The organism is Deinococcus depolymerans (assembly GCF_039522025.1).
Classification (GTDB): Bacteria; Deinococcota; Deinococci; order Deinococcales; family Deinococcaceae; genus Deinococcus; species Deinococcus depolymerans.
The window spans coordinates 101,604-121,091 of sequence record NZ_BAAADB010000021.1; the positions used below are offsets into that span (position 1 = coordinate 101,604).

The 19,488-nt window shown below is 74.6% G+C and carries 17 protein-coding genes and 1 rRNA gene; 11 read left to right on the forward strand and 7 right to left on the reverse strand.

From position 1 onward, the window contains the following. Window positions 1–197: 197 nt before the first annotated feature. Window positions 198–2,411, forward strand: a complete 2,214-nt coding sequence (locus ABDZ66_RS11525) for an AfsR/SARP family transcriptional regulator (RefSeq protein ID WP_343758978.1) — start codon at window positions 198–200, stop codon at window positions 2,409–2,411. 134 nt (window positions 2,412–2,545) lie between these two features. Here ABDZ66_RS11525 and ABDZ66_RS11530 read toward each other — a convergent pair whose 3' ends face one another. The 6 genes from ABDZ66_RS11530 to ABDZ66_RS11555 form a co-directional block, all read right to left on the reverse strand. Further along, complete coding sequence (locus ABDZ66_RS11530) at window positions 2,546–3,475, reverse strand: HpcH/HpaI aldolase/citrate lyase family protein (RefSeq protein ID WP_343758980.1); 930 nt, start codon at window positions 3,473–3,475, stop codon at window positions 2,546–2,548. Further along, entirely contained in the window at window positions 3,472–4,503 is a 1,032-nt protein-coding gene (locus ABDZ66_RS11535) for a cysteine protease StiP domain-containing protein (protein ID WP_343758982.1), read from the reverse strand. Before ABDZ66_RS11535 ends, ABDZ66_RS11530 begins: the two co-directional genes overlap by 4 nt. 203 nt (window positions 4,504–4,706) lie before the next feature. After that, window positions 4,707–5,480: an HAD family hydrolase gene (locus tag ABDZ66_RS11540; RefSeq protein ID WP_343758984.1), complete on the reverse strand. Its 774-nt coding sequence runs from the start codon at window positions 5,478–5,480 to the stop codon at window positions 4,707–4,709. Next, window positions 5,477–6,652, reverse strand: coding sequence for a phosphoribosyltransferase domain-containing protein (locus tag ABDZ66_RS11545; protein ID WP_343758986.1), 1,176 nt, complete (start codon window positions 6,650–6,652; stop codon window positions 5,477–5,479). The genes ABDZ66_RS11540 and ABDZ66_RS11545 overlap by 4 nt, the downstream gene beginning before the upstream one ends. Further along, window positions 6,649–7,674: an ATP-grasp domain-containing protein gene (locus ABDZ66_RS11550; protein ID WP_343758988.1), complete on the reverse strand. Its 1,026-nt coding sequence runs from the start codon at window positions 7,672–7,674 to the stop codon at window positions 6,649–6,651. Before ABDZ66_RS11550 ends, ABDZ66_RS11545 begins: the two co-directional genes overlap by 4 nt. Window positions 7,675–7,779: 105 nt before the next feature. Next, complete coding sequence (locus ABDZ66_RS11555; RefSeq protein ID WP_343758990.1) at window positions 7,780–8,508, reverse strand: hypothetical protein; 729 nt, start codon at window positions 8,506–8,508, stop codon at window positions 7,780–7,782. 236 nt (window positions 8,509–8,744) lie between these two features. On the opposite strand from ABDZ66_RS11555, the gene ABDZ66_RS11560 reads away from it, so the two are divergent. From ABDZ66_RS11560 to ABDZ66_RS11605, 10 genes are all read left to right on the forward strand, one after another. Continuing rightward, window positions 8,745–9,221, forward strand: a complete 477-nt coding sequence (locus tag ABDZ66_RS11560) for a fasciclin domain-containing protein (RefSeq protein WP_343758992.1) — start codon at window positions 8,745–8,747, stop codon at window positions 9,219–9,221. Window positions 9,222–9,288: 67 nt separating this feature from the next. Then, window positions 9,289–10,500: a VanW family protein gene (locus ABDZ66_RS11565; protein WP_343758994.1), complete on the forward strand. Its 1,212-nt coding sequence runs from the start codon at window positions 9,289–9,291 to the stop codon at window positions 10,498–10,500. A gap of 220 nt (window positions 10,501–10,720) precedes the next feature. Beyond that, entirely contained in the window at window positions 10,721–11,053 is a 333-nt protein-coding gene (locus ABDZ66_RS11570) for a chemotaxis protein CheW (RefSeq protein ID WP_343758996.1), read from the forward strand. Then, on the forward strand, window positions 11,041–12,123 hold the full coding sequence (locus ABDZ66_RS11575; RefSeq protein WP_343758998.1) for a CheR family methyltransferase: 1,083 nt from the start codon (window positions 11,041–11,043) through the stop codon (window positions 12,121–12,123). Before ABDZ66_RS11570 ends, ABDZ66_RS11575 begins: the two co-directional genes overlap by 13 nt. Next, window positions 12,120–12,593: a chemotaxis protein CheW gene (locus tag ABDZ66_RS11580; RefSeq protein ID WP_343759000.1), complete on the forward strand. Its 474-nt coding sequence runs from the start codon at window positions 12,120–12,122 to the stop codon at window positions 12,591–12,593. The genes ABDZ66_RS11575 and ABDZ66_RS11580 overlap by 4 nt, the downstream gene beginning before the upstream one ends. Then, window positions 12,590–14,422 carry a methyl-accepting chemotaxis protein gene (locus tag ABDZ66_RS11585; protein WP_343759002.1) on the forward strand — a complete coding sequence of 611 codons (1,833 nt, stop codon included), beginning with the start codon at window positions 12,590–12,592 and terminating at the stop codon, window positions 14,420–14,422. Before ABDZ66_RS11580 ends, ABDZ66_RS11585 begins: the two co-directional genes overlap by 4 nt. A 111-nt stretch (window positions 14,423–14,533) precedes the next feature. Next, window positions 14,534–16,426, forward strand: coding sequence for a hybrid sensor histidine kinase/response regulator (locus ABDZ66_RS11590; RefSeq protein WP_343759004.1), 1,893 nt, complete (start codon window positions 14,534–14,536; stop codon window positions 16,424–16,426). Next, window positions 16,423–17,358 carry a chemotaxis protein CheB gene (locus ABDZ66_RS11595; RefSeq protein ID WP_343759006.1) on the forward strand — a complete coding sequence of 312 codons (936 nt, stop codon included), beginning with the start codon at window positions 16,423–16,425 and terminating at the stop codon, window positions 17,356–17,358. The genes ABDZ66_RS11590 and ABDZ66_RS11595 overlap by 4 nt, the downstream gene beginning before the upstream one ends. Beyond that, the gene (locus tag ABDZ66_RS11600; protein ID WP_343759008.1) at window positions 17,355–18,125 is read left to right on the forward strand and encodes an Hpt domain-containing protein; all 771 of its coding nucleotides are present in this window, start codon (window positions 17,355–17,357) and stop codon (window positions 18,123–18,125) included. The genes ABDZ66_RS11595 and ABDZ66_RS11600 overlap by 4 nt, the downstream gene beginning before the upstream one ends. Continuing rightward, a complete protein-coding gene (locus ABDZ66_RS11605; RefSeq protein WP_343759010.1) occupies window positions 18,122–19,129 on the forward strand; it encodes a diguanylate cyclase in 1,008 nt (335 codons plus the stop codon). Before ABDZ66_RS11600 ends, ABDZ66_RS11605 begins: the two co-directional genes overlap by 4 nt. Before the next feature lie 106 nt (window positions 19,130–19,235). Here the strand turns inward: ABDZ66_RS11605 and rrf are convergent. Beyond that, window positions 19,236–19,352 (reverse strand): 5S ribosomal RNA (rrf, locus tag ABDZ66_RS11610). Window positions 19,353–19,488 lie beyond the last annotated feature (136 nt).

Sequence of the window (19,488 nt, forward strand, 5' to 3'; positions counted from 1 at the left end):
CGTCCCAGGCGGGGTGGGTCCCCCCACCGCCGCTGGGGGAGGGCTGTAGGCAGCGTGGGCGGCGCGGCCTATAGTCAAGCGGAAGCGGTCAGCGGTGTACTGGTACCGCCTTCCCGCGTCCTGCTCCGGTCGTCCGTCCTGCCTGCCACTGCCCCCGCCCGATCCCTGTGGTGCGCGATCAAAGGACGGAAATGCTCGTGTTGACACTCTCCCTGCTGGGCCACACGTACCTCAGTTCCGACAACCGGCCGCTGCGACTCTCGCAGAAGGCCGTGGCGCTGATCACCTTCCTGGTCCGCGAGGGCCGCCCGCAGCACCGCGAACGGCTCGCGAACCTGCTGTGGAACACGCCGGGTGCGCTGCGCAACCTGCGGGTGGAACTCAGCCGACTGAACCAGCGCGGGCTGGAACTGTTCCCGGTGAATCAACCCATGCTGGAACTGACCATTCCCACCGATTTCGACGACTGGATCAGCGGCGCGGCCACGCAACCGGACACGCGCCTGAACGACTGGCTGTCGAGCGTGAGCACCCTGCCCCTGAACGGCCTGGACGACCTGGGCACCCCGGAATTCCAGGAGTGGGTGCACGCGCAGCGGGCCGCGCTCAGCCAGCAGATCGAACGGACCCTCTCGCAGGTGTACGACCGGGCGCTGCAGCTCGGTCAGCACGGCGCCGCTCACGCGGTGCGCACCCACATCCGGCAGCTGGGCCTGCGGATCGTGCCTGCCACGCCGGCCCCCACCACGACCGCCGTGCAGTTCGAGCGCCGGCCGCTCCGCGCGCGCCTGCAGCAGATCCTGTCGCGCGCCGAGCAGCAACCGCAGCTGGTGCTGCTGAGCGGGTCCAGCCGACCGGGCCGGCACGACCTGATCGAACGCTGCACCGAGCAGACCAGCTGGCACGTCCTGGAGCTGGAAGCAGCGGCCCAGCCGGACGTGCAGCACGCCGCGCTGCTGCACCAGGTCCTGCGGATCATGCTGCCGGACGGGCTGTCCGAACCGCACCTGCCCGCCACGCGCCCGGCCGAACTGAGCGAGGAGATGATCCGGGTCTGGACCCTGATCGCGCAGAGCCGCCAGCAGCTGCTGATCGCCATTCATGATGTCGCGCGGCTGTCCCCGTCGCTGCTGAGCAGCCTGCACTTCGCCATGAACCTGCGCTGCAGCCTGACCCTGGTCCTGACCGGCGCGGCGCTCCGCGGCCCGGTCCCGCTGGACACCTCGGAGGGCGCGTTCGACCTGTCGCGCGTGCATCAGCTGGAACTGCCGCCACTGAGCGTCCAGGAGATCGCGGAGGCCGCCGACCTGCGCGCCCCGCCGGCCAGCGCGGACCTCAGCCTGCAGCGCGCGGCCCGCATCGCCCAGGAATCCGAGGGCTGGGACCTGCACGCCCAGGCGCTGATCGAGCAGCCCCCGGTCCCGTCGCAGCGCGTGCCGGACGTGGTCCGCTCGGCGCTGGTGGGCAGCCTGGACGTGCCGCCGCCGCTGCGCCGCGCCCTGTCGCAGCTGGCCATGGTCCACGGCACGCTCGGCCCGGCGGTCGCGGAACTGATCGTGCAGCCGCCGTACCCGGAGGCGCTGCTCGAAGGCGAGCGGCGCGGCCTGCTGGTCACGGCCGCTCCCGAGGAGATCATGCACATGCCCGCCGCCGGCTACCGGCCCTCCGACCAGGACAGCCGGCTCACGCTGATCAGCGAGGCTGCCCGCGTCACGCTGGCCGGCCTGCTCACCAGCAGCGAGCGGCGGCACCTGCGGACCGTCCTGGCCGAACACCTGCTGCCCACCGACCCGGCGCTGGCGCTGTACTACGCGCGCGGCGCGAACCTGCCCGACCTGACCCGGCTGGCCCTGGAGCGGCTGGGACCGGCCGGCGGCGCGGTCCCGGGCACGCCCCCGTATACCGTGCTGCCGGCCACCGACCCGCCGTCCGCGGCGGTGGCTGGACCCCGCACGGAGCGCCGCACCGGCAACGCCTACCGCGTGGCGCTCGACGGTCAGCAACTGGAAATCATGCGGCGCGGCCAGCACGCCCGCCCCCCGCTGCTGCGGCTGCGCTGGGAGCACGTGCCGGCCGGCACCTGGCGGCTGGTCGCGCGGGTGGACGTGTTCCAGGCCGCGCCGGAACTCGGGGTGCTGGCCGGTGAGGAATGCTTCGCGCTGGGCGTGCGCACGCCCCGCACCCTGGAGACGTACCTGCCGGTCGGCGCGCCGTTCAGTTCGCAGGAGCGCCGGCCGGCGCTGCGCCTGCCGATGCACCGCTGGTTCCAGCTGTCCGGACAGTCCGAGGGGGGACCGCTGGAACTGCAGGTCCGGGCGCTGGACATCGCCCTGATCATCCGGCACTGGAGTTGCGGCGGCTCGCTGCTCGACCGCGGGCCACCCTGGACAGGCACTGGCCTGAGCGCCTGACACGGACTGCCGTTTGGTTCGTTCACAGATCGGACCACCACCGATCTGTCAACTCCACGTCCGGAACCCGCCAAGCTCCCACTCGCTTCGCTCGGATTGAACGGGCTCTGCAGCCCATTCAATCGGAGTCCGGATCAGAAGTGCAGGGCCTCGCTCGGCGCGGCGCAGAGGGTGCCGTAGCGGCCGGCGCGGGCCAGGATGTCGTTCGCCCAGCGGGTGTGCGTGGCGGGTTCGCACATGCGGCCGTTCATGCTGAACACGGCGGGCGCGTCGGGCGCGAGGATGGCGCGCGCCTCTTCGAGGTCGTGCGGGTGGACGGCGTAGGCGCGCAGCACGGTGGGCAGCTGCGCGGGGTGAATGATGGTCTTGCCGCACAGGCCGTACTCCAGGTCCTGCTGCAGCTCGCGGGCCAGGGTGGCGGGGTCGCCGTGCACCTCGTACACCGGGCTGGACAGCGTGAACCCGGCGGGTTTGAACACGCCGATCAGCAGGCTGATCACGCGTTCGAGCGGGCCCTCGTAGGCGGTGCGGCCGGGGGTGCGGCGCACGCCGAGGGCGTGCATCAGGTCGTTCCCGCCGATGCGCAGGCCACCCACCCGCGCCTGCCAGCCGCGGCGGAGGATCTGGTCGCGCAGGGCGGTCATGTGGGTCTCGCTGAGGGCCTCGGGGGTTTCGAGGGTCGGGAAGATCAGCAGGTGCGCGTGTTCCGGGGCGTGCAGTTCGCGCAGGTATTCGGGGAGGTTCCCGGCGTGGATCTTGGGCAGCACGAAGCCGGTCACGCCGCGCAGGTCCATGCTCAGCAGGGCGCGCAGCACCCGGGGGTTACGGGCGCGGATCAGGCGCAGCGGGCCGCGCGGGCCGAGGAGCGGCAGGGCGGCCCGCAGGTTCGAGAGGGCCAGCGGCAGGTCGTCCTCGCGCACGGCGTCCTCGGTGCAGTAGATCAGGCTGGTCAGGTCCGGCCAGCGGCCGTTGCCGAGCTCGGCGAGGTCCGGGCGGGTGGCGGGCGCGTACAGGCTGGCGCCGAGACTCCACGGGTCGAAGGGAGCGGGGGGGGTGGGGGTCATTCGGCACCTCCGGCGATGGTGGCGACCGCCAGGTACGGCAGGTCCGGCTGCTGGGTGACGGGCACGTCCGCGTGGCGGGCGAGGGTGAGCAGGTGCTGGATGTCCGGGTGGGCCTCGCCGCGCAGGATCAGGTGGGCGGGGCGGCGGCGCAGGAAGACGCGGGTGGCCTCGCCCACGCCGGGTTTCACGCGGTGGGGGTCGTGGACGCCCAGGGCGGCGGCGGCCCGCAGCGCGGCCTGCACCGGCTGCCGGGGGCGCGGGCCAGGGGTGAGGGGGGTGTCGGGGCCGTGCGGGGCGCTCAGGGCGTCCAGGGCGCGCAGGTAGTGGCCGCTCAGGTCGTGGGGCCGCAGGGCGTCCTCGGTGCGGGCGGCGTGCCGCTGGCCGGGCACGGCGACGAAGGTGCGGCTGAGCAGCCCGCAGACGGTGGCGTTCAGCGCGGCGTGCGGGAGCAGCAGGTCGCCGTGCGTGGCGGCGTGGCGGGCAACGCCGGCCGGGTCGCTCAGGACGGCCAGGATGGGCGGCACGTCCGCCGGGAGGCTGCCGCGCAGCGCGCCGTGGATGCTGCCCTTGCCGGTCCAGCCGTCCACGAAGATCAGCTGCGCGCCGGGGTGCGCGGCCTGCACCGCGGCGAGCGCGATCCGGTCGATGCCGCTGCCGCGGATGATGGAGAGCGTGTGGTGCGGCAGGTCGCGGCCCCAGCGGCGCGCGAGCCTCCGCATGGCGCAGCCGACCGGGGTGCCGGCGCGGGCCAGGGACACCAGGACGGGGTGGGGGTAGGTGCGCAGCAGGTCGGCGGTCAGGGCGGCCAGCAGGTGCCCGGTGCGCGGGCCGTTGCGGCTCAGGGCCGCGTGGTAGGCGTCGGTCTGCGCGGCGGCGGGGGGTCGCTCCGGGGTCAGGAGTTCGCCGTAGGACACGCCGCTGCGGATCAGGGCTTCCTTCTCCTCGATGCTGACCAGCCGGGGGTGGGCGGCGTCCAGCTGCACGGTGACGTCGTCGGAAGGCAGGGTGTGGGTCAGGGGGATGGGCATGCGGGGGTCCTTCCGGCAAGCGGGAGTGGGGGCGCGGGGTGTCCGCTCAGGGAAGCACGCGGGGGTCAGCGGCGCGTCTGCGGGGGTGGCCCGGTCTGCGGGGGCCGCGGTCCGGGCCGGGCCCACCGCTGTCAGTACGCGGCGGGCGGGGCGCGGGTTGCGGGGCCGACCCACGCGGTGGGAGGGTCAGCGTTGTGGGAGGGTCAGCGTTGTGGGAGGGTCAGGGCACGCAGGGTCCGCATCAGCTGGCCGCGCCGGGGCGTGAGCGCGAAATCGCACTCGTCCATGAACGGCAGGTCGCTGACCGAGTCGCCCAGTCCCAGCGTCAGGGCCGCGCCGCTCAGGTGCGTGCCGAGCAGGTAGCGCACGGCGGCGGCCTTGCCGAGGTGGCGGGGCAGCAGGCTGACGTTGTTCGCGTTCGCGATCACCTGCAGCGGGTGGTCCGGGCCGTGCGCGGCCTCCAGCCGGCCCTGCAACTCGGCCAGGACCGCCGGGTCGGCGTCCGGGTGTTTCAGGACGGTCATGAACGGCGTGCCGTGCGCGGCGTGCGAGGTCAGGCGCGCCCCGAGCCGCGCGGCGTGCGGGGCGACCGCCTCGGTCCCGGCGCGCAGGGCGTCCTGCAACGGCGCGAGGTGCGCGAGGACCTGCGCGGCCCACGCGGGGTCGGGGGTGCCGGCGGGCGTCAGGATGGTCAGGCCGTGGTCCAGCACCCGCCAGGACCGCAGCGGCAGGGTCACGCGCGCCATGGCGGCCGCGTCGCGGCCCGTGACGGGCACCAGGGTGACGTGCGGGGCGGCCAGCAGGTCCAGCAGCGCCACCTGCGCGGGCGTGGCGTGCGAGTGCGGCTGCCCACGCGAGTCCACGGTCATGGGTGTCAGGGTGGCGGGGTCTGCGCCGGGCAGTTTGCGCAGCGTCTGGAACAGCGTGTCGTCCAGATCCGCGAAGACCACGGTGGAGGGGGTGGGCGCGGCGGTCACGAGAGCCTCACGGCCCGCGCGTGCGGCCCGAGCGCCTCCATCAGGGCCGGGTCGGGGTGGCAGCCGCCCTCGAAGGTGACGAGGATGCGGGCGTACGCCTCCGGGCGCACGTTGTACAGGTAGTTCGGAATGTCGTCCCCGACGTTGTCGGTGAAGGTCAGGGCGCTCCCGATGGCGAGGCCCGGCAGGACCGGACTGCGGGTCGTGGCGCTCCAGTGGACGTCCAGGCCACGCGCCTCCAGGGTGCGGGCCAGCGCGAACGCCGGGAACTGGTACTCGCCGGTCCCGAGGACCAGCAGCGGCCCGCCGCGCAGGTCGGCGTCGGCGTCGGGCGTCGTCCAGGCGCTCAGGTCCGGACCGCCGGGATGCCCGAGTCGGGCGCTGCGGGCGGGCAGCAGGGCGCTGCGGTCGCCGCCGTCGCCGGTCACGGCGGGCAGCGCGGCGGGCGTCCAGGCCGGGTCGGGCGTGAACGTGAACGTGCCGCGCGACAGGCTCACGAAGTCCACCGGGACCGGCAGGGCCGCCTGCACGGCGTCCCGGCGCACGCACCAGTCGGTCAGGCTGACCAGCACGACCCGCGTGACGTGCGGGTGCCGGGCCAGCCACTCGCGGGCGAGGTTCTCCAGGGTGGTGCCGGTCGAGAGTTCATCGTCGACCAGCACGAGTTCCTGCGCGGCGCGGGCCGCCCCGCCCGGGTCGTACACGAGGTGCGCCGGGGCGTGGGAGTGCGGCTCGTCGAAGCGCAGCAGCAGCGGCGCGTGCTGGTGGTAGCGGGTGGTGTGCTGGAAGGTGCCCGGCCCGGCGGCCAGCCACGAACCGTCCGCCAGGGCGTCTGCGGCTGGCGTGCGCTGCGCCTGCCACGCGCGGAACACGCCCTCGCCGAGCGCGGTGGCCGTCTCGGCCAGCCCGATGAAGTGCGGGCGGGTCAGGGGCGGCAGGGCCGCCGCGAGCGCCGCGTGCGTGGCGGCCGCGACGGCCGGCCGCACCGGGATGTGCTTGCCCAGCACGCGGCTGACGAACAGGAAGCCGCGTTTCGGGTTGCGGCGCACCGCGAAGTCCAGCAGGTCGTCCAGCGGCAGCGCCGAGCGTTCCAGGTGCAGGTCCAGTTCCCCGCTGGGCAGCGTCACGCGGCGCCGGGCAAACTGACCGGCGGCGGGCGGGGCGCCGGTCACGCGGGCTCCGGTTGCAGGCGGACGACACGCACGGCCTTGTCCTCGGCCACGTGCAGGCCGGTCTGCACGGGCGGCAGGGCGTCCCAGTCGAGCGCGCCGCTCCAGGCGTCGAGCAGCAGCCGCGGGAAGTTCACGCCGGCCGCCATGGCGTACCGCAGGCCGCCGGACGCGCGGGCGTTGATCTCCAGCATGTTCGCGACGCGCGTTCCGCCGCGCAGGTCGTCTTTCGTCTGGAAGTTGAAGATGCCGCTCAGGCCGTAGTGCCGCGCGATCTGCGCGGCGGCCTGCACGAGGTCCGGGCGGGCCTCGATCAGCTGCCCGTCGGGGGACTTGCGGCGCACGACGGCGCGGATCAGGCGGCCCTGCCACGCCACGCAGTCCACGCTGCGCTCGGCTCCTTCCAGGGTGTGCATCAGGAGCATGGTGGGCAGGTCCGGCGCGGCGAACAGCTCGCGCGCGGCCGCGTGGCTCATCTGGTACAGCTCGCCCTTCAGGAACGAACCCAGGTCCGGGCGGTCCAGGATCACGCGGAAGCCGCTGGCGTAGATGCCGCGCGCCGGCTTGACGCACAGGCGGGTGCCGTCCTCGCGCAGGGCGTCCCAGGCGGCGTCGAAGCTGCGCAGCGAGTCGAAGGTCGTCCAGCGCGGGATGGGCAGCGTGGCCGGGTTCCAGGCGCGCAGGAACTCGTCCTTGCGTTCCAGGTGCCGCTGGGTCTCCTCGGAGGCCGGGGCCAGCACGGCCGTGCCGGACGCCGCGAAGGCCGGGGCGTGCCGCGCCAGCAGTTCGCGTTCCTTGCCGGGAACCAGGGCGTCGATGCCGCGTTCCTCGCAGGCGCGGCGCAGCCAGTCGGCGTACCCGTCGCCGATCAGGCCGCGCGGTTCGAGGAAGGAGTGGGGCGCGGCGGCCAGCATGCCGTGCCCGGCGTCCGTGTGACTGGCCCAGACCTCGTACCCGCTGCCGCGGAGCGCGCTGATCTGCGCGGCTGTGACGCTGAAATTCTTGTTGAACAGAACCTTCTTCATGCTTGACCTCGTGTGGACCGTCCCGGGTGCCGGCGGCGCGGACGTCCCACTCTGACGGAAAACGGCCGGCCCTGCCAGCGGCCGCGTCATGGAGCGCGGGCCGCTTCAGCCGGGTTCCTGGCGGGCGAGGGCCTCGCCGAACTCGCGGGCGGCCTGCGCGGCGCGGCGTTCCGCCTCGGGCAGGAAGGTCGCGGTCAGCGCCCGGACCCGCGCGAGCTGCTGCGCGTTCAGGTGGGCCCGCACGCCTTCCGGGTCGGGCGGCAGGGTGGGATGGCCGGTCAGGGTCTCGATCAGGCCGCGCACGAACGCCGCCTGGGTGGGCGTCTCGGTGCGGATCAGGCGGGGCGGGTGCGTCCGGAAGTACAGCTGCCGGGCGGCCGCGAACCGCAGGCGGGCGGCCAGGGAACCCTGGGCGGCCAGCACGTCGGCGGGGGTGATCGCGGCGGCCGCCTGTCGCAGCGCGGCCGGGTCCAGGCCGTCCAGGGCCGCCCAGCCGTCCACGCGCACCTCGGCGAGTCGGTGGAGGTCCACGGCGTCCATCAGCCGGCGCATCTCGGGTTCGGTCAGGTCGTCGGCGTCGACCAGGGCGGTCAGGGCGTCGTCCTGCGCGTCGGTTCCCAGGCGGGTGAGCAGCGCGGCCGATTCGCGCCACGCGTCGAGCGCGGCGAGGTCCTGTGAGACCGGCAGGCTGGGGTCGAGGTCGAACAGCGTCAGGTCGTGCTCGCGCAGGAAGGCGCCCAGGCGGCGGCCGGCGTTGCCGCGCTCGCCGCCCACGCCCCCCCGGTACAGTCCCATCAGCTTGCGGGCGCGCACGAGCAGGTCGGGGTCGGTCACGCCGGGCATTCTGTCACGCCCGCCGCGTTCTCATGTCCTCACGTGACGCCGCCCAGGATGAGGCACGGAAAGCCAGCCCACTTTAACGCCTTCTCATTGTATGACGCCCCACGCTGATGGCGGAAGCCGCGTCTCTAAGATCACTGCGTCGCAGAAGACATCCTTCTCGCACATCACTACATTCCGCAATCACTGTCAACGTGATTCGCGCCTTTCTCTATTCCTGGAGGTCCACCATGAAGAAGCTGATCCTGACCACCCTGCTGCTGAGCGGTTCCGCCCTCGCCGGCGGCGGCGGCATGGTGCCCGCCGGCAACACCATTGCCAGCATCGTCGCGAACGACCCGAACTTCAGCACCCTGCTGGCCGCCGTGCAGGCCGCCGGGCTGGTCGACACCCTGAACAGCTCCGGACCGTTCACGGTGTTCGCCCCCACCAACGCCGCGTTCGCCAAGGTGCCGGAGGCGGACCTGAACGCCCTGCTGAACGATCCCGCGCAGCTGAAGGCCCTGCTGCTGTACCACGTGGTGCCGGGCCGCGTGACCGCCGCGCAGGTCATGAAACTGACCTCCGCCAAGACCGTGAACGGCGCGTCCGTCAACATCGGCGTGAGCGGCGGCAGGGTCATGGTCGGGAACGCGACCGTCACCCGGGCCGACGTGCGCGCCAGCAACGGTGTCATTCACGTCATCGACACCGTCCTCATGCCCTGATCCACTGTCCGGCAGCGGGGGGCGCGGCGCTGGGAGGCATCCCGGCCCCGCGCTCCCCGCTGCCCCGGTGCCCCCTGTCTCCCGGAGGTCTGCCATCACTTCCCTGCTCTTTCCCTCGCGCCCCGCGCGGACCACCCTGTTCCTGACGCTGCTGTGCGCCCTGCTGGCCGCCCCGGCCGGCGCGCTGGGCCTGCGCTGGAGCGCCCCGGAACCCCGGCTCGTGAACGGCCAGGTGCAGCGGCCCGTCCTTCAGCACTCACGGCCCCTGACCGTCCCGGCGGGCGCCGCGGCGCAGGTCCGCCGCAGTGGCCGCCTGACCCCGGAACTGCGCCGCGCCCTGGACCGCGCGTACGCCGCCGTGGACGCCCGCACGCCCCGCGACCTGCGCTTCAGCCGCGCGGGCCGCACATGGACCGCGCAGGCCCGCACCGGCTGGACCGTGGACCGCGCCGCCTCGGACCGCGCCGTGCTGGACGCCCTGAGGGCCGGACGGAACAGCGCCCCGCTGCGCGTGAACCTGACCGCCCCGGCCCGCAGCGTCGCCTGGGCCGCCACCCGCCGGATCACGCACCTGGGCAGCGGCACCTCCAGTTTCACGGGCAGCCCGGACTTCCGCGTGCAGAACATCCGCGTCGGGGCGTCCCGCGTGCACGGGCAGTGGATCGAAGCGGGCCGCGAACTGAACTTCAACGCCCTGATCGGCCCGGTCACCGCCGCGCGCGGCTTCGCGCCGGGTTACGTGATCACCGGCAACCGCCTGCGCACCGAGGACGGCGGCGGCCTGTGCCAGGTCAGCACCACCGTCTTCCGCGCCGCCTGGACGGCGGGCCTGCCCATCACGGAACGGCACGCGCACTCCTACCAGGTGGCGTACTACGGCCAGCCGGGCCTGGACGCCGCCGTGTACGCCCCCGCCAAGAACCTCCGCTGGCGCAACGACACCCCCGCGCCCATGCTGGTGCAGGCCGACTGGGACACCCGCACCGGCCGCCTGAACGTCCACCTGTTCGGCCAGGACGACGGGCGGCGCAGCTGGACGGCCACCCCGCAGCCGTCGCAGGTGCGCCCCGCGCCCGGCCCGACCTTCGTGAGCGACCCCGCCCTGACCGGCGACGAGGCCCGCCGCATCGACATGCCCGCCCCCGGCGCGCTCGTCAGCGTGACCCGTCAGGTCCGGCTGCCCGGCGGTCAGGTCCGGCGCGACACGCTCGTCAGCCGCTACCGCCCCTGGGGAGGCGTGTTCGCCGTCGCCCCCGGCGACGACCGGCTGCGCAACTGACCCGGACGCCGGCCCGCAGCCTCCCGGTGCGGGGGGTTCATCTGGCCGGCCGCGTGGACTGTATGGCGCGTGTAAGACCCCGGGTGCGTACACTGGGGGTGTTTCCGCCGCCGGCGCGGCCCCTGTCCACCGCCCACTCCTGACCGGAGGTCCGCTCACCGTGTCTTCCCCGTCTTCGTCTGCTGCGCCCCCGTCGACACCCCCTCCCGCCGGGACGACCGTGCCCGCGCTGCTGTGCCGCAGCGGTCAGGCGCGGTTCTACCTGCCCTTGACGCAGATCGAGCGGGTGTACCCGATGGTGCACCTGCCCGCCGCGCGTCAGGGTGGGCCGCGCGTGCACCTGCGCGGCGAGACGCTGGACGTGCAGGACACCCGTGGGTGGTGGGGGCAGCCGCCGGCCGAACCGGAGGCCACGCAGCGCCTGATCGTCGTGACCCGCCCGCGCCGCGAGGCGTGGTGGGTGGATGAGGTCGGTCCGCTCGCGGACGTCCCGGCCGGCGCGCCCCACGCCGTCCTGGACGGTCAGGTGCTGCCGGTGGTATGGCACCCGTGACCGGCCCGCTGCCGCAACTGCTGGCGGACACGGCCGGGCTGCGCTGGACCGAGCAGCTGCACGGCCTGGCCCGCGCCCGTCTGGATGAACTGGCCCGCGCGCACGGCGGACTGGACGACCTGCTGCGCGCCGCGACGGTCCGCCCGGACGTGGCGTCGCAGGTGGCGGCGGCCTTCACGGTCGGTGAGACGTGGTTCCAGCGAATCGGCGCGCACTTTGAGGCGCTGCCGGAGCTGCTGGCCGACCGCCCGCACGTACGCGCCTGGAGTGCCGGCTGCTCGACCGGCGAGGAGGCGTACGCGCTGGCGGCGGCCTTCACGCGCCAGACGGTGGACGTCCTGGGCACCGACCTGAACCCGGAGGCGCTGCGGCGCGCGCAGGAGGGCCGGTACGGCGCGCGGTCGTTCCGGGGCGTGCCGGCCGCCCAGGTGGAACGGTCCTTCGAGCGGCGCGGCGAGCAGTTCGAGGTGCGCCCCGCGCTGCGCCGGCGCGTGCGGTTCTCCCTGCACAACCTGATGACCCCGGCTCCCCGGCGCGACCTGGACGTGATCGCCTGCCGGAACGTCACGATCTACTTCACGCCCGGGGCGGCCGCGCTGGCGTACACGCACCTCGCGCAGGCGCTGGCGCCGGGCGGGGTCCTGCTGCTGGCCCCCAGCGACCCGCGCCCGCCCGCCCACCTGGGGCTGGTGGTGGACCGCTCGCGCGGCACCCAGGTCCTGCGCCGCGCCCTGACCCCGCCCGGCAGGCCGCGCCGGGCGGGGCCGGGCGCGGCGGACCGGTCACCTGCCGGGGCAGCCGGTCCGGCCGGGGTCGGCGCGGCGCGGCCGCCAGCGCCGGAAGTCACGGACCTGCCGGCTGCCCGCCGGGCCGCGTACGAGGCGCCGCTGGACCCGCAGGCGCAGTTGCAGCTGGCCTGGGCGCTGCGCCGCGCCGGTCAGGAGGCCCGGGCGGCGCGGCAGGCGCGGCACACGCTGACGCTGCTGGAAGCGGGCGGGGCGGACAGCTGGGACGCGGCGCGGCTGCGGGCCGGCTGCCTGTCGCTGCTGGCCGGGACGGGCGGGCCGTGACGCGCCTGGAACGCCGGGCCGTCCGGCTGGCCCTGCCGCTCGACGCGCAGCGGCCGCCCGTGAACGCCCTGCGGCTGCAGGTGGCGGGCGAGGCGTACGCCGCGCCGCTCGCCCAGCTGCTGGAGATCCTGCCGGCGAACCTGACGGCGCTGCCACTGACCGCGCCGCACGTGGCGGGCCTGCAGGTGGTGCGCGGCGAGCTGCTGGGCGTGCTGCGTGCCGACGTGCTGCTGACGGGCCGGGCCTGTGAGCCGCAGGGGCCGGGGCGGGTGCTGCTCACGTCGGTGGGCGCCGCCACCTGCGGCCTGCTGGTGGACGACGCGACCGACCTCGTCTGGGTGGATGACCAGCTCCGTCCGCCCCTGTTCCACACGCCGGGCGTGAGCGGCCTGACGCCGGGCGGGCTGGCGGTGCTCGACCTGACCCGCCTGCTGCACGCCCTTCCGTCTCCCTGGCGGTCCACGCCATGACCCACTCAAAGGAACTGCTGATGTCCATTCGTCTGAAACTGATCGGTGTGCTGCTGCTGCTCGTCGTGCCCCTGGCGCTGACCGGGGTGATCTCGGTCGCGGCGCTGCGTCACTCCGGGGAGGTCAGCGCGGAGCTGACCCGGGGCCTGCAGCAGGCGCGCGTGCTGACCAACCTGCGCGGCGCGGTCAACCGCCTGGCCCTGCTGACCGCCGAGGACCTGCTGCTGCGCCCCGGCCGGCCCGAGACGGGCGCGCTGGAGGCCGTGCGGGCCGAGGCGGCCACGCAACTCGCGGAAGCGCCGAACAGCCCGGCCCTGAGCAGCGTGCGCCGCGACTGGGCGGCGCTGGAAACGCAGCTCGACGCGCTGCTGCGCGTGGCCGACACGCAGCCGGCCGCGGCGGTGGCACGCTTCGAGCAGCGGCTGCAGCCGGCGCGGGCGCAGCTGGTCAGCAGCGTGAACGCCTACCTGGACGCCCGTGAGGCCGCGCTCTCGGCCGAGCAGCTGAAACTCACGGCCGACCTGACCCGCAGCCAGCGGATCGTGACCTGGACGGCGCTGCTGGGCGGGGTGCTGGGACTGGCGTGCGCGTGGCTGGTGCTTGGGCGCATCGTGGCGGCGGTGCTGGTGGTCGCGCGCGCCTCCCGGCGGCTGTCGGAAGGCTACCTGGACGACCTGCCGGCAGCCACCAGCGGCGACGAGATCGGGCAGATGCTGGGGGCGCTGGGGGCGCTGGGGCAGCAGCAGCGGCAGCTGGCGCAGGCCCTGGGGGAACTGAGCCGCGGCTCGTCGCAGGTGACCTTCCCGGTCCGGCACGCTCAGGACGTGGTGGGTCACGCCGTGCGCGACCTCACGCGGCACACCGAGGAGGTCGCCGCGTCGGCGCGGGCGCTGGCCGCCGGGGACCTGCGCACGCAGCTGCCCGTGCGCTCCGAGCAGGACACGCTGGGACTGGCCCTGCGGGACATGCTCGCGCAGCTGCGGGCCTTCGCGCTGCAGAACCAGGAGTTCAGCGCGCAGCTGGCGCTCTCCAGTCAGAGTCTGGTGGCCGCCACGACCCAGCAGGCGACCAGCGTGAATCAGCAGTCGGCGGCGATTGCCGAGACGACCGCCGCGGTCGAGGAGGTCCGCACCAGCAGCCGGCACGCGGTCGAGGTGGCCGGCAGCGTCACCCGGCAGGCCGAGGAGGCCCGCTCGGTGGCGGCGCAGGGCGTGCAGGCCGCGCAGGCCGCCGAGCAGGGCATGGTGGCCCTGCAGGGCCGGGTGGATGACATCGCGCAGAACATGCTGCACCTCTCGCGGCACTCCCGTCAGATCAGCGAGATCATCGAGACGGTCGCGGACATCGCCGATCAGTCGAACCTGCTGGCCCTGAACGCCGCCATCGAGGCCAACCGCGCCGGTGAGCAGGGGCGCGGCTTCGCGGTGGTCGCGCAGGAGATCCGCACGCTGGCCGAGCAGTCCAAGGGCGCCACGCAGCAGATCCGCCGGATGCTCGAGGACGTGCAGCAGGCGACGAACGCCGCCGTGCTGGCCACCGAGGAGGGCAGCAAGCAGGCGCAGGTGGGCACGGCGCTGATCGACCGGGCGGGGCGGACCATCCAGGCGCTGAGCGGCGTGAACGAGGACGCCGCCCGCATGACCGCGCAGATCTCGGAATCGGTGCAGCAGCACGCGCTGAGCATGGAACAGATCGCGATCGCCATGCACGACATCAACGAGGCGACGCTGCAGCACCTGAACGTCACGCAGGACAACCAGCAGGTGGCGCGGCACCTGCAGGCGCTGGTCGAGCAGCTCAACGGCCTGACGGCCCGGTACCACACGTGAGGACGGCGTGTTCGCGTCCGGGCGTCCGGAAGCGCGCGCCGGCGGAGTCGGCGTGAGCCGTGCGGGCGGCGCTGCGGCGTACCGGCCGGACGCGGGCGGGAGCGGGCACCCTTGAACGGCCCCGCCGACCGGCCGCCGGACGGGGCTTTCGACGCCGAACGCGACCTGAGCGGCGCGCTGCGCGGCGAGTGGCTGGCGCTGCGCGCGGACCTGCGGGCCGGGGGGGAACCGGCGGCGCGGGCGCTGCATTCGCTGCGGGCGGCGGCGGCCGTGGAGGGCCGCGCGGACCTGATGGCCGCGGCGGACCAGGCCGAGCAGGCCCTGCACGCGTCTTCCACCCGGTCCGCGCCGGCAGACGGGTGGGAGACCCGGCTGCGGACCCTGGGGCTGCTGGGCGGCGCCGCCGACCCCCGCCCGGCCGCGCCGGAGGCCCCGGCCGACCGGGCGGAGGAGGCGCAGTTCGTGCGGATGGACGTGCGCAAACTCGACGCGCTGCTGGCGCTGGCCGGGGAGCTGACGAGCACGCGCCTGCAGCTGCAGGCGCGGCTGACGCAGGCGCGCGACACGCAGGACGCCGGGGCCTGGCGGGCCGTGCAGGCCTCGCAGCACGCGCTGAAGTCCCTGACGGACGACCTGGCGCGCGAGGTGCTGGCCGCACGGCTGCAGCCGGCGCGGCCGTTCCTGCTGGGCTTCGAGCGGACCCTGCGCGACGCGGCGCGGCAGGCCGGGAAACGCGCGCGGCTGGTGGTGGGCGCGTCGGCGGTGGAACTCGACCGGCACACCATGGACCGCCTGCGTGCGCCGCTGCTGCACCTGATCCGCAACGCCGCCGATCACGGCCTGGAAGGTCCGGCGGAGCGGGAGGCCGCCGGGAAATCCCCGGTGGGCACCGTGCGGCTGGACGCCCGCAGCGCAGGGGGCCGGGTGGAGGTCACGGTCGCCGACGACGGGGGCGGCGTGAACGTCGCGGCGGTGCGGGAGGCGGCCGTCCGGCGCGGCCTTCCGCTGCCCGAGGAGGAGGACGACGCGTCCCTCACCGACCTGCTGTTCACGCCGGGGTTCAGTTCGCGCGAGCGGGTCACGGACCTGTCGGGGCGCGGGGTGGGGCTGGACGTGGTACGCACGCAGGCGCGGCAGCTGGGGGGGGACGTGACGCTGCGCAGCTCGGCCCAGGGCACCACGGTCACGTTGCGGGTGCCGCTCACGCTGGCGACGACGCGGGTGGCGGTGGTGCGCTGCGCCGAGCTGCTGCTGGCCCTGCCGGTCACCTGGGTGGAGCGGGCCGGCCGGGCCGGGCCGCTGCAGACGCTGGAGGGCCGGCGGGTGCTGCGGATCGGTGAGCAGACCGTGCCGGCCGCGTCCCTCGCGGCGCTGCTGGGTTCACCGGGACCGGCGGAGGCCGGGGGCGCGTACCTGCTGGTCCGTCAGGGCACGCAGCGGCTGGCGCTGCTGGTGGACGCCCTGGTGGGCGAGCAGGAGATCGTGATCAAGCCGCTGCGCTGGCCGCTGCAGGACGCCCCGCACCTGGAGGGCGCCGCGATCCTGCCGTCCGGTCAGGTCGTGCCGGTCCTGAACGTGCTGGCGCTGCGCCTGCTTCCAGGCGCGGGCGGGCAGGAACGGCCGCCCGCGCCGGTCCCGGCCACGCCGCGGGTGCTGCTGGCCGAGGATACGGCCGTGACCCGGCAGCTGATCACGCAGATCCTGCAGCAGGCAGGCTTCGAGGTGCTGGCCGTGCCGGACGGCACGCAGGCGCTGGAGGCGCTGCAGGTGCAGCCGCCGGACCTGCTGCTGACCGATGTGGAGATGCCGGGGCTGGGCGGACTGGACCTGGTGCGCCGGGTCCGGGCCGACGCGAAGCTGGCGAACCTGCCGGTGGTGCTGCTCACGTCCCTGGACTCGCCCGGTGACCGGGCGGCCGGCGCGGAGGCCGGCGCGGACGCCTACCTCGTGAAGGGTGAATTCAGTCAGGACGCGCTGCTGCAGACCGTGCGGAGGCTGCTGTGAAGGGCGCCCCCGGCCTGACCGTCCTGGTGGCCGCGGACCCGCAGCAGCGGCTGGAGGGCGCGCGCCTGCTGCCCGCGCCCCGGCTGCTGACCGTGTCGGTGGCGGGCGCGCTGGCGTACCTGAGGCGCGAGGGGCTGCGCGGCGCGACCCTGCTGCTGGCCCTGCCGCTCCCGGACCTGGACCTCGGGTGGGTGCGCGCGCAGGCACGTGGACTGGGGTTGCGTCTGATCGTGGTGGGGGGCACCCCACGGCCGGACATGCTGGTCGCGCCGGACCTGGCGGCCGCGGCGGCGCTGTGCCGTGGGAGCGTGATCGCGGCGCCGGCGGCCGGGTGGGCCGCGCCCACGCCAGCGCCGGACGCGGGCGGCGCGGGGGACGGCCGGAGCGGACCGCGCCTCACGCTGATCGGGGCGAGCACCGGCGGCCCGCGCCTGCTCTCGTCGCTGCTGCGGGACCTGACGCCGGCGGGCGCGGTGGTGATCGCGCAGCACATCTCGGCGGGCTTCGGGGCGAACCTCACGCAGTGGCTGGGCACGCTGACCGGCGCGCCGGTCAGCGCGGCCCGCGACGGCCTGCTCCTGCAGGGGGGGCACTTCTACGTCGCGCCGGACGGACACCACGTCGAGGTCACGCGGGGCGCGCTGCGGGTCCGGCCGGGCCGGGCGGGTCAGGAGCACCTGCCGTCCATCGACGCGCTGTTCGGGTCGGCGTGCTCGCACCGTGGGCCGGTCACGGCGGCGCTGCTGACTGGCATGGGCAGCGACGGGGCCGAGGGGCTCGCGCGGCTGCACCGGTCCGGGGCGACGACGCTGGTGCAGCGGCCCGACAGCGCCACGGTCCCGTCCATGCCGCAACAGGCGCTCGTCCGCCTGAACCCCACGGGCGTCCTCGGTCCGGCGGAGCTGCGTGACACCCTCAGGCGGCTGGCATGACGCTGGATCCGCACGGCTTCCTGCCGCTGTTCGCGCAGGAGACGGCCGCGCAGCTCACGGCGCTGGAGGCGGCGCTGCACGCCCTGGAGGAACGCCCGGACGACGCGGAAGCGCTGCGCTCGGCCTTCCAGGCGGCGCATTCCATCAAGGGGGGCGCGGCCATGCTCGACCTGCACGCCCTGCACGGCCTGATGGGTGCGTTCGAGGACCTGCTGCAGCACCTGCGGGACCGGCCGGGCCGGCTGGACCCGGGCCGCTGGCTTCCGGACGCCTTTACCGCCCGCGACCTGATCCTGGCGCAGCTGTCCGACCTGCGGCCCGGTGAGCCCCCCCCGCCCGAGGCCGAGCAGCTGATCCTGAACCTGCGCGGCCACCACCCCACGCCGGACGCCCACCCCACACCGGAGACTCCGGTCGCGCCGCCCGTCCAGGCCGCGCCCGCAGCGGCCGTGATGGACGTGAGCGCCCTGGCAGCCGACTCGACCGGCACGCACCTGCGGGCGCTGGGCTTCGAGGTGCAGGTCACGACCGGCGTGGTTCCCTTTGCCGGGCAGCGGCTGGGCGTGGTGTCGGCGCGGCTGGCGGGAGCCGCGCTGGAGGCCGGGTGGCCCGCCGGTCGCCTGAGCGTCCTGAGCGAGTCGGCGGAAACGCGCGCGGCGTGGGCAGCCCGCGGGCTGCACGTCACGGCGCGGCCGGCCCGCGCGGCGCGTGCTACCTTGCCGGACGCCTGGAAAGACGCGGCGCTTCCGGGGAGGCCGGATTCATGAACGTACTGATCATCGATGACAGCGCCCTGATGCGCGCCATGCTCACGCAGGCCCTGGCACCGACCGGCGCGTTCATCCGCGCGCCCGGCACGCTCGACGAGGCCCGGCTCGCGCTCGGCATGACGGGCGACCCGGACGGCACCCATGAGGACGGCGTGGACGTGCTGCTGCTGGACCTGATCATGCCCGGCACGGACGGCCTGACCTTCCTGCGGGAACTACGCGCCCACCCGCACCTGGAGGACCTGAGCGTGATCATGGTGACGGCCGTGCAGGAGGAGGAGCAACTGGACGCAGCCTTCCAGGCGGGCGCGACCGATTACGTCACCAAGCCGATCCGCCCGGCGGCGCTGTGCGCCCGCACGACCAGCGCCGCCCGCCTGACCCGCGCGCTGCGGTCCCGGCGGGAACGCGAGGCGGAACTGCTCGTCCTGAACGGGCGCCTGAACGCCCTGAACGACCAGCTGGAAACGCTGTCGCAGACGGACGCCCTGACCGGCATCGCCAACCGCCGTGCCTTCGACGCGCAGTACGCGCACGCGCTGGCCCTGCACGCCCGCAGTCAGCTGCCCGTGACGCTACTGATGATCGACATCGATCACTTCAAGTGGTTCAACGACGCGCTCGGCCACCCGGCCGGGGACGCCTGCCTGCAGCAGGTGGCGCGCACGCTGCGGGCCTGCGCGCCGCGCAGCACGGACCTCGTGGCCCGCTACGGGGGTGAGGAGTTCGCGGCGCTGCTGCTCGACACGGACCGCGCCGGGGGCGAGACGGTCGCCGGGCGCATCCGTGAGGCGCTCGGGGCGCTGGGCCTGCCGCACCCGCGGCACCCGCTGGGCGTCGTGACCGTCAGCATTGGCGTGGCGGACGCCGCCGACCTGAGCGAAGAGGACACGCGGGCCGGGGTGGGGCTCAAGGACGCCGCCGACCGGGCCTTGTACCATGCCAAGGCGTCCGGCCGGAACCGCGCCGAGACCTGGCCCGCCGGCCGCACTCCGACCTGACCCTGAAGAGCAGACCATCACCATTGGCAGAACTGCTCTGGTTCCAGCCGATCAGCAACGAAAACAGCCCACCTCGAAAGGTGGGCTGATAGATGGAAAAGAAAAACCCCCGCACTGACCGACTTTTCCGGGACCCTGCGGTCCGAGTATCATTGGCGCGACTGCGTTTCACGACCCAGTTCGGCATGGAGTGGGGTGGTTCCGCAGTGCTATGGGCACGGGGGTGTCTTGGTTTGTCATGGACTCTCCCCGGGGAAAGGGGGTGGGGAGAGTGATGCAAGACGAGGCGTGAAGGAGCGGGGTACTTCGTGTGCAACCCCCTGGGGGGTTGCGGGATGATGGCGGGTGATGGTCAAGAC

Bases quoted from the DNA above. Each gene is read 5' to 3' on its own strand.
- ABDZ66_RS11575 (WP_343758998.1), top strand. From the start codon at position 11,041: ATGGCACCCGTGACCGGCCCGCTGCCGCAACTGCTGGCGGACACGGCC.
- ABDZ66_RS11585 (WP_343759002.1), top strand. From the start codon at position 12,590: ATGACCCACTCAAAGGAACTGCTGATGTCCATTCGTCTGAAACTGATC.
- ABDZ66_RS11600 (WP_343759008.1), top strand. From the start codon at position 17,355: ATGACGCTGGATCCGCACGGCTTCCTGCCGCTGTTCGCGCAGGAGACG.
- ABDZ66_RS11560 (WP_343758992.1), top strand. From the start codon at position 8,745: ATGAAGAAGCTGATCCTGACCACCCTGCTGCTGAGCGGTTCCGCCCTC.
- ABDZ66_RS11605 (WP_343759010.1), top strand. From the start codon at position 18,122: ATGAACGTACTGATCATCGATGACAGCGCCCTGATGCGCGCCATGCTC.
- ABDZ66_RS11530 (WP_343758980.1), bottom strand. From the start codon at position 3,475: ATGACCCCCACCCCCCCCGCTCCCTTCGACCCGTGGAGTCTCGGCGCC.
- ABDZ66_RS11550 (WP_343758988.1), bottom strand. From the start codon at position 7,674: ATGAAGAAGGTTCTGTTCAACAAGAATTTCAGCGTCACAGCCGCGCAG.
- ABDZ66_RS11535 (WP_343758982.1), bottom strand. From the start codon at position 4,503: ATGCCCATCCCCCTGACCCACACCCTGCCTTCCGACGACGTCACCGTG.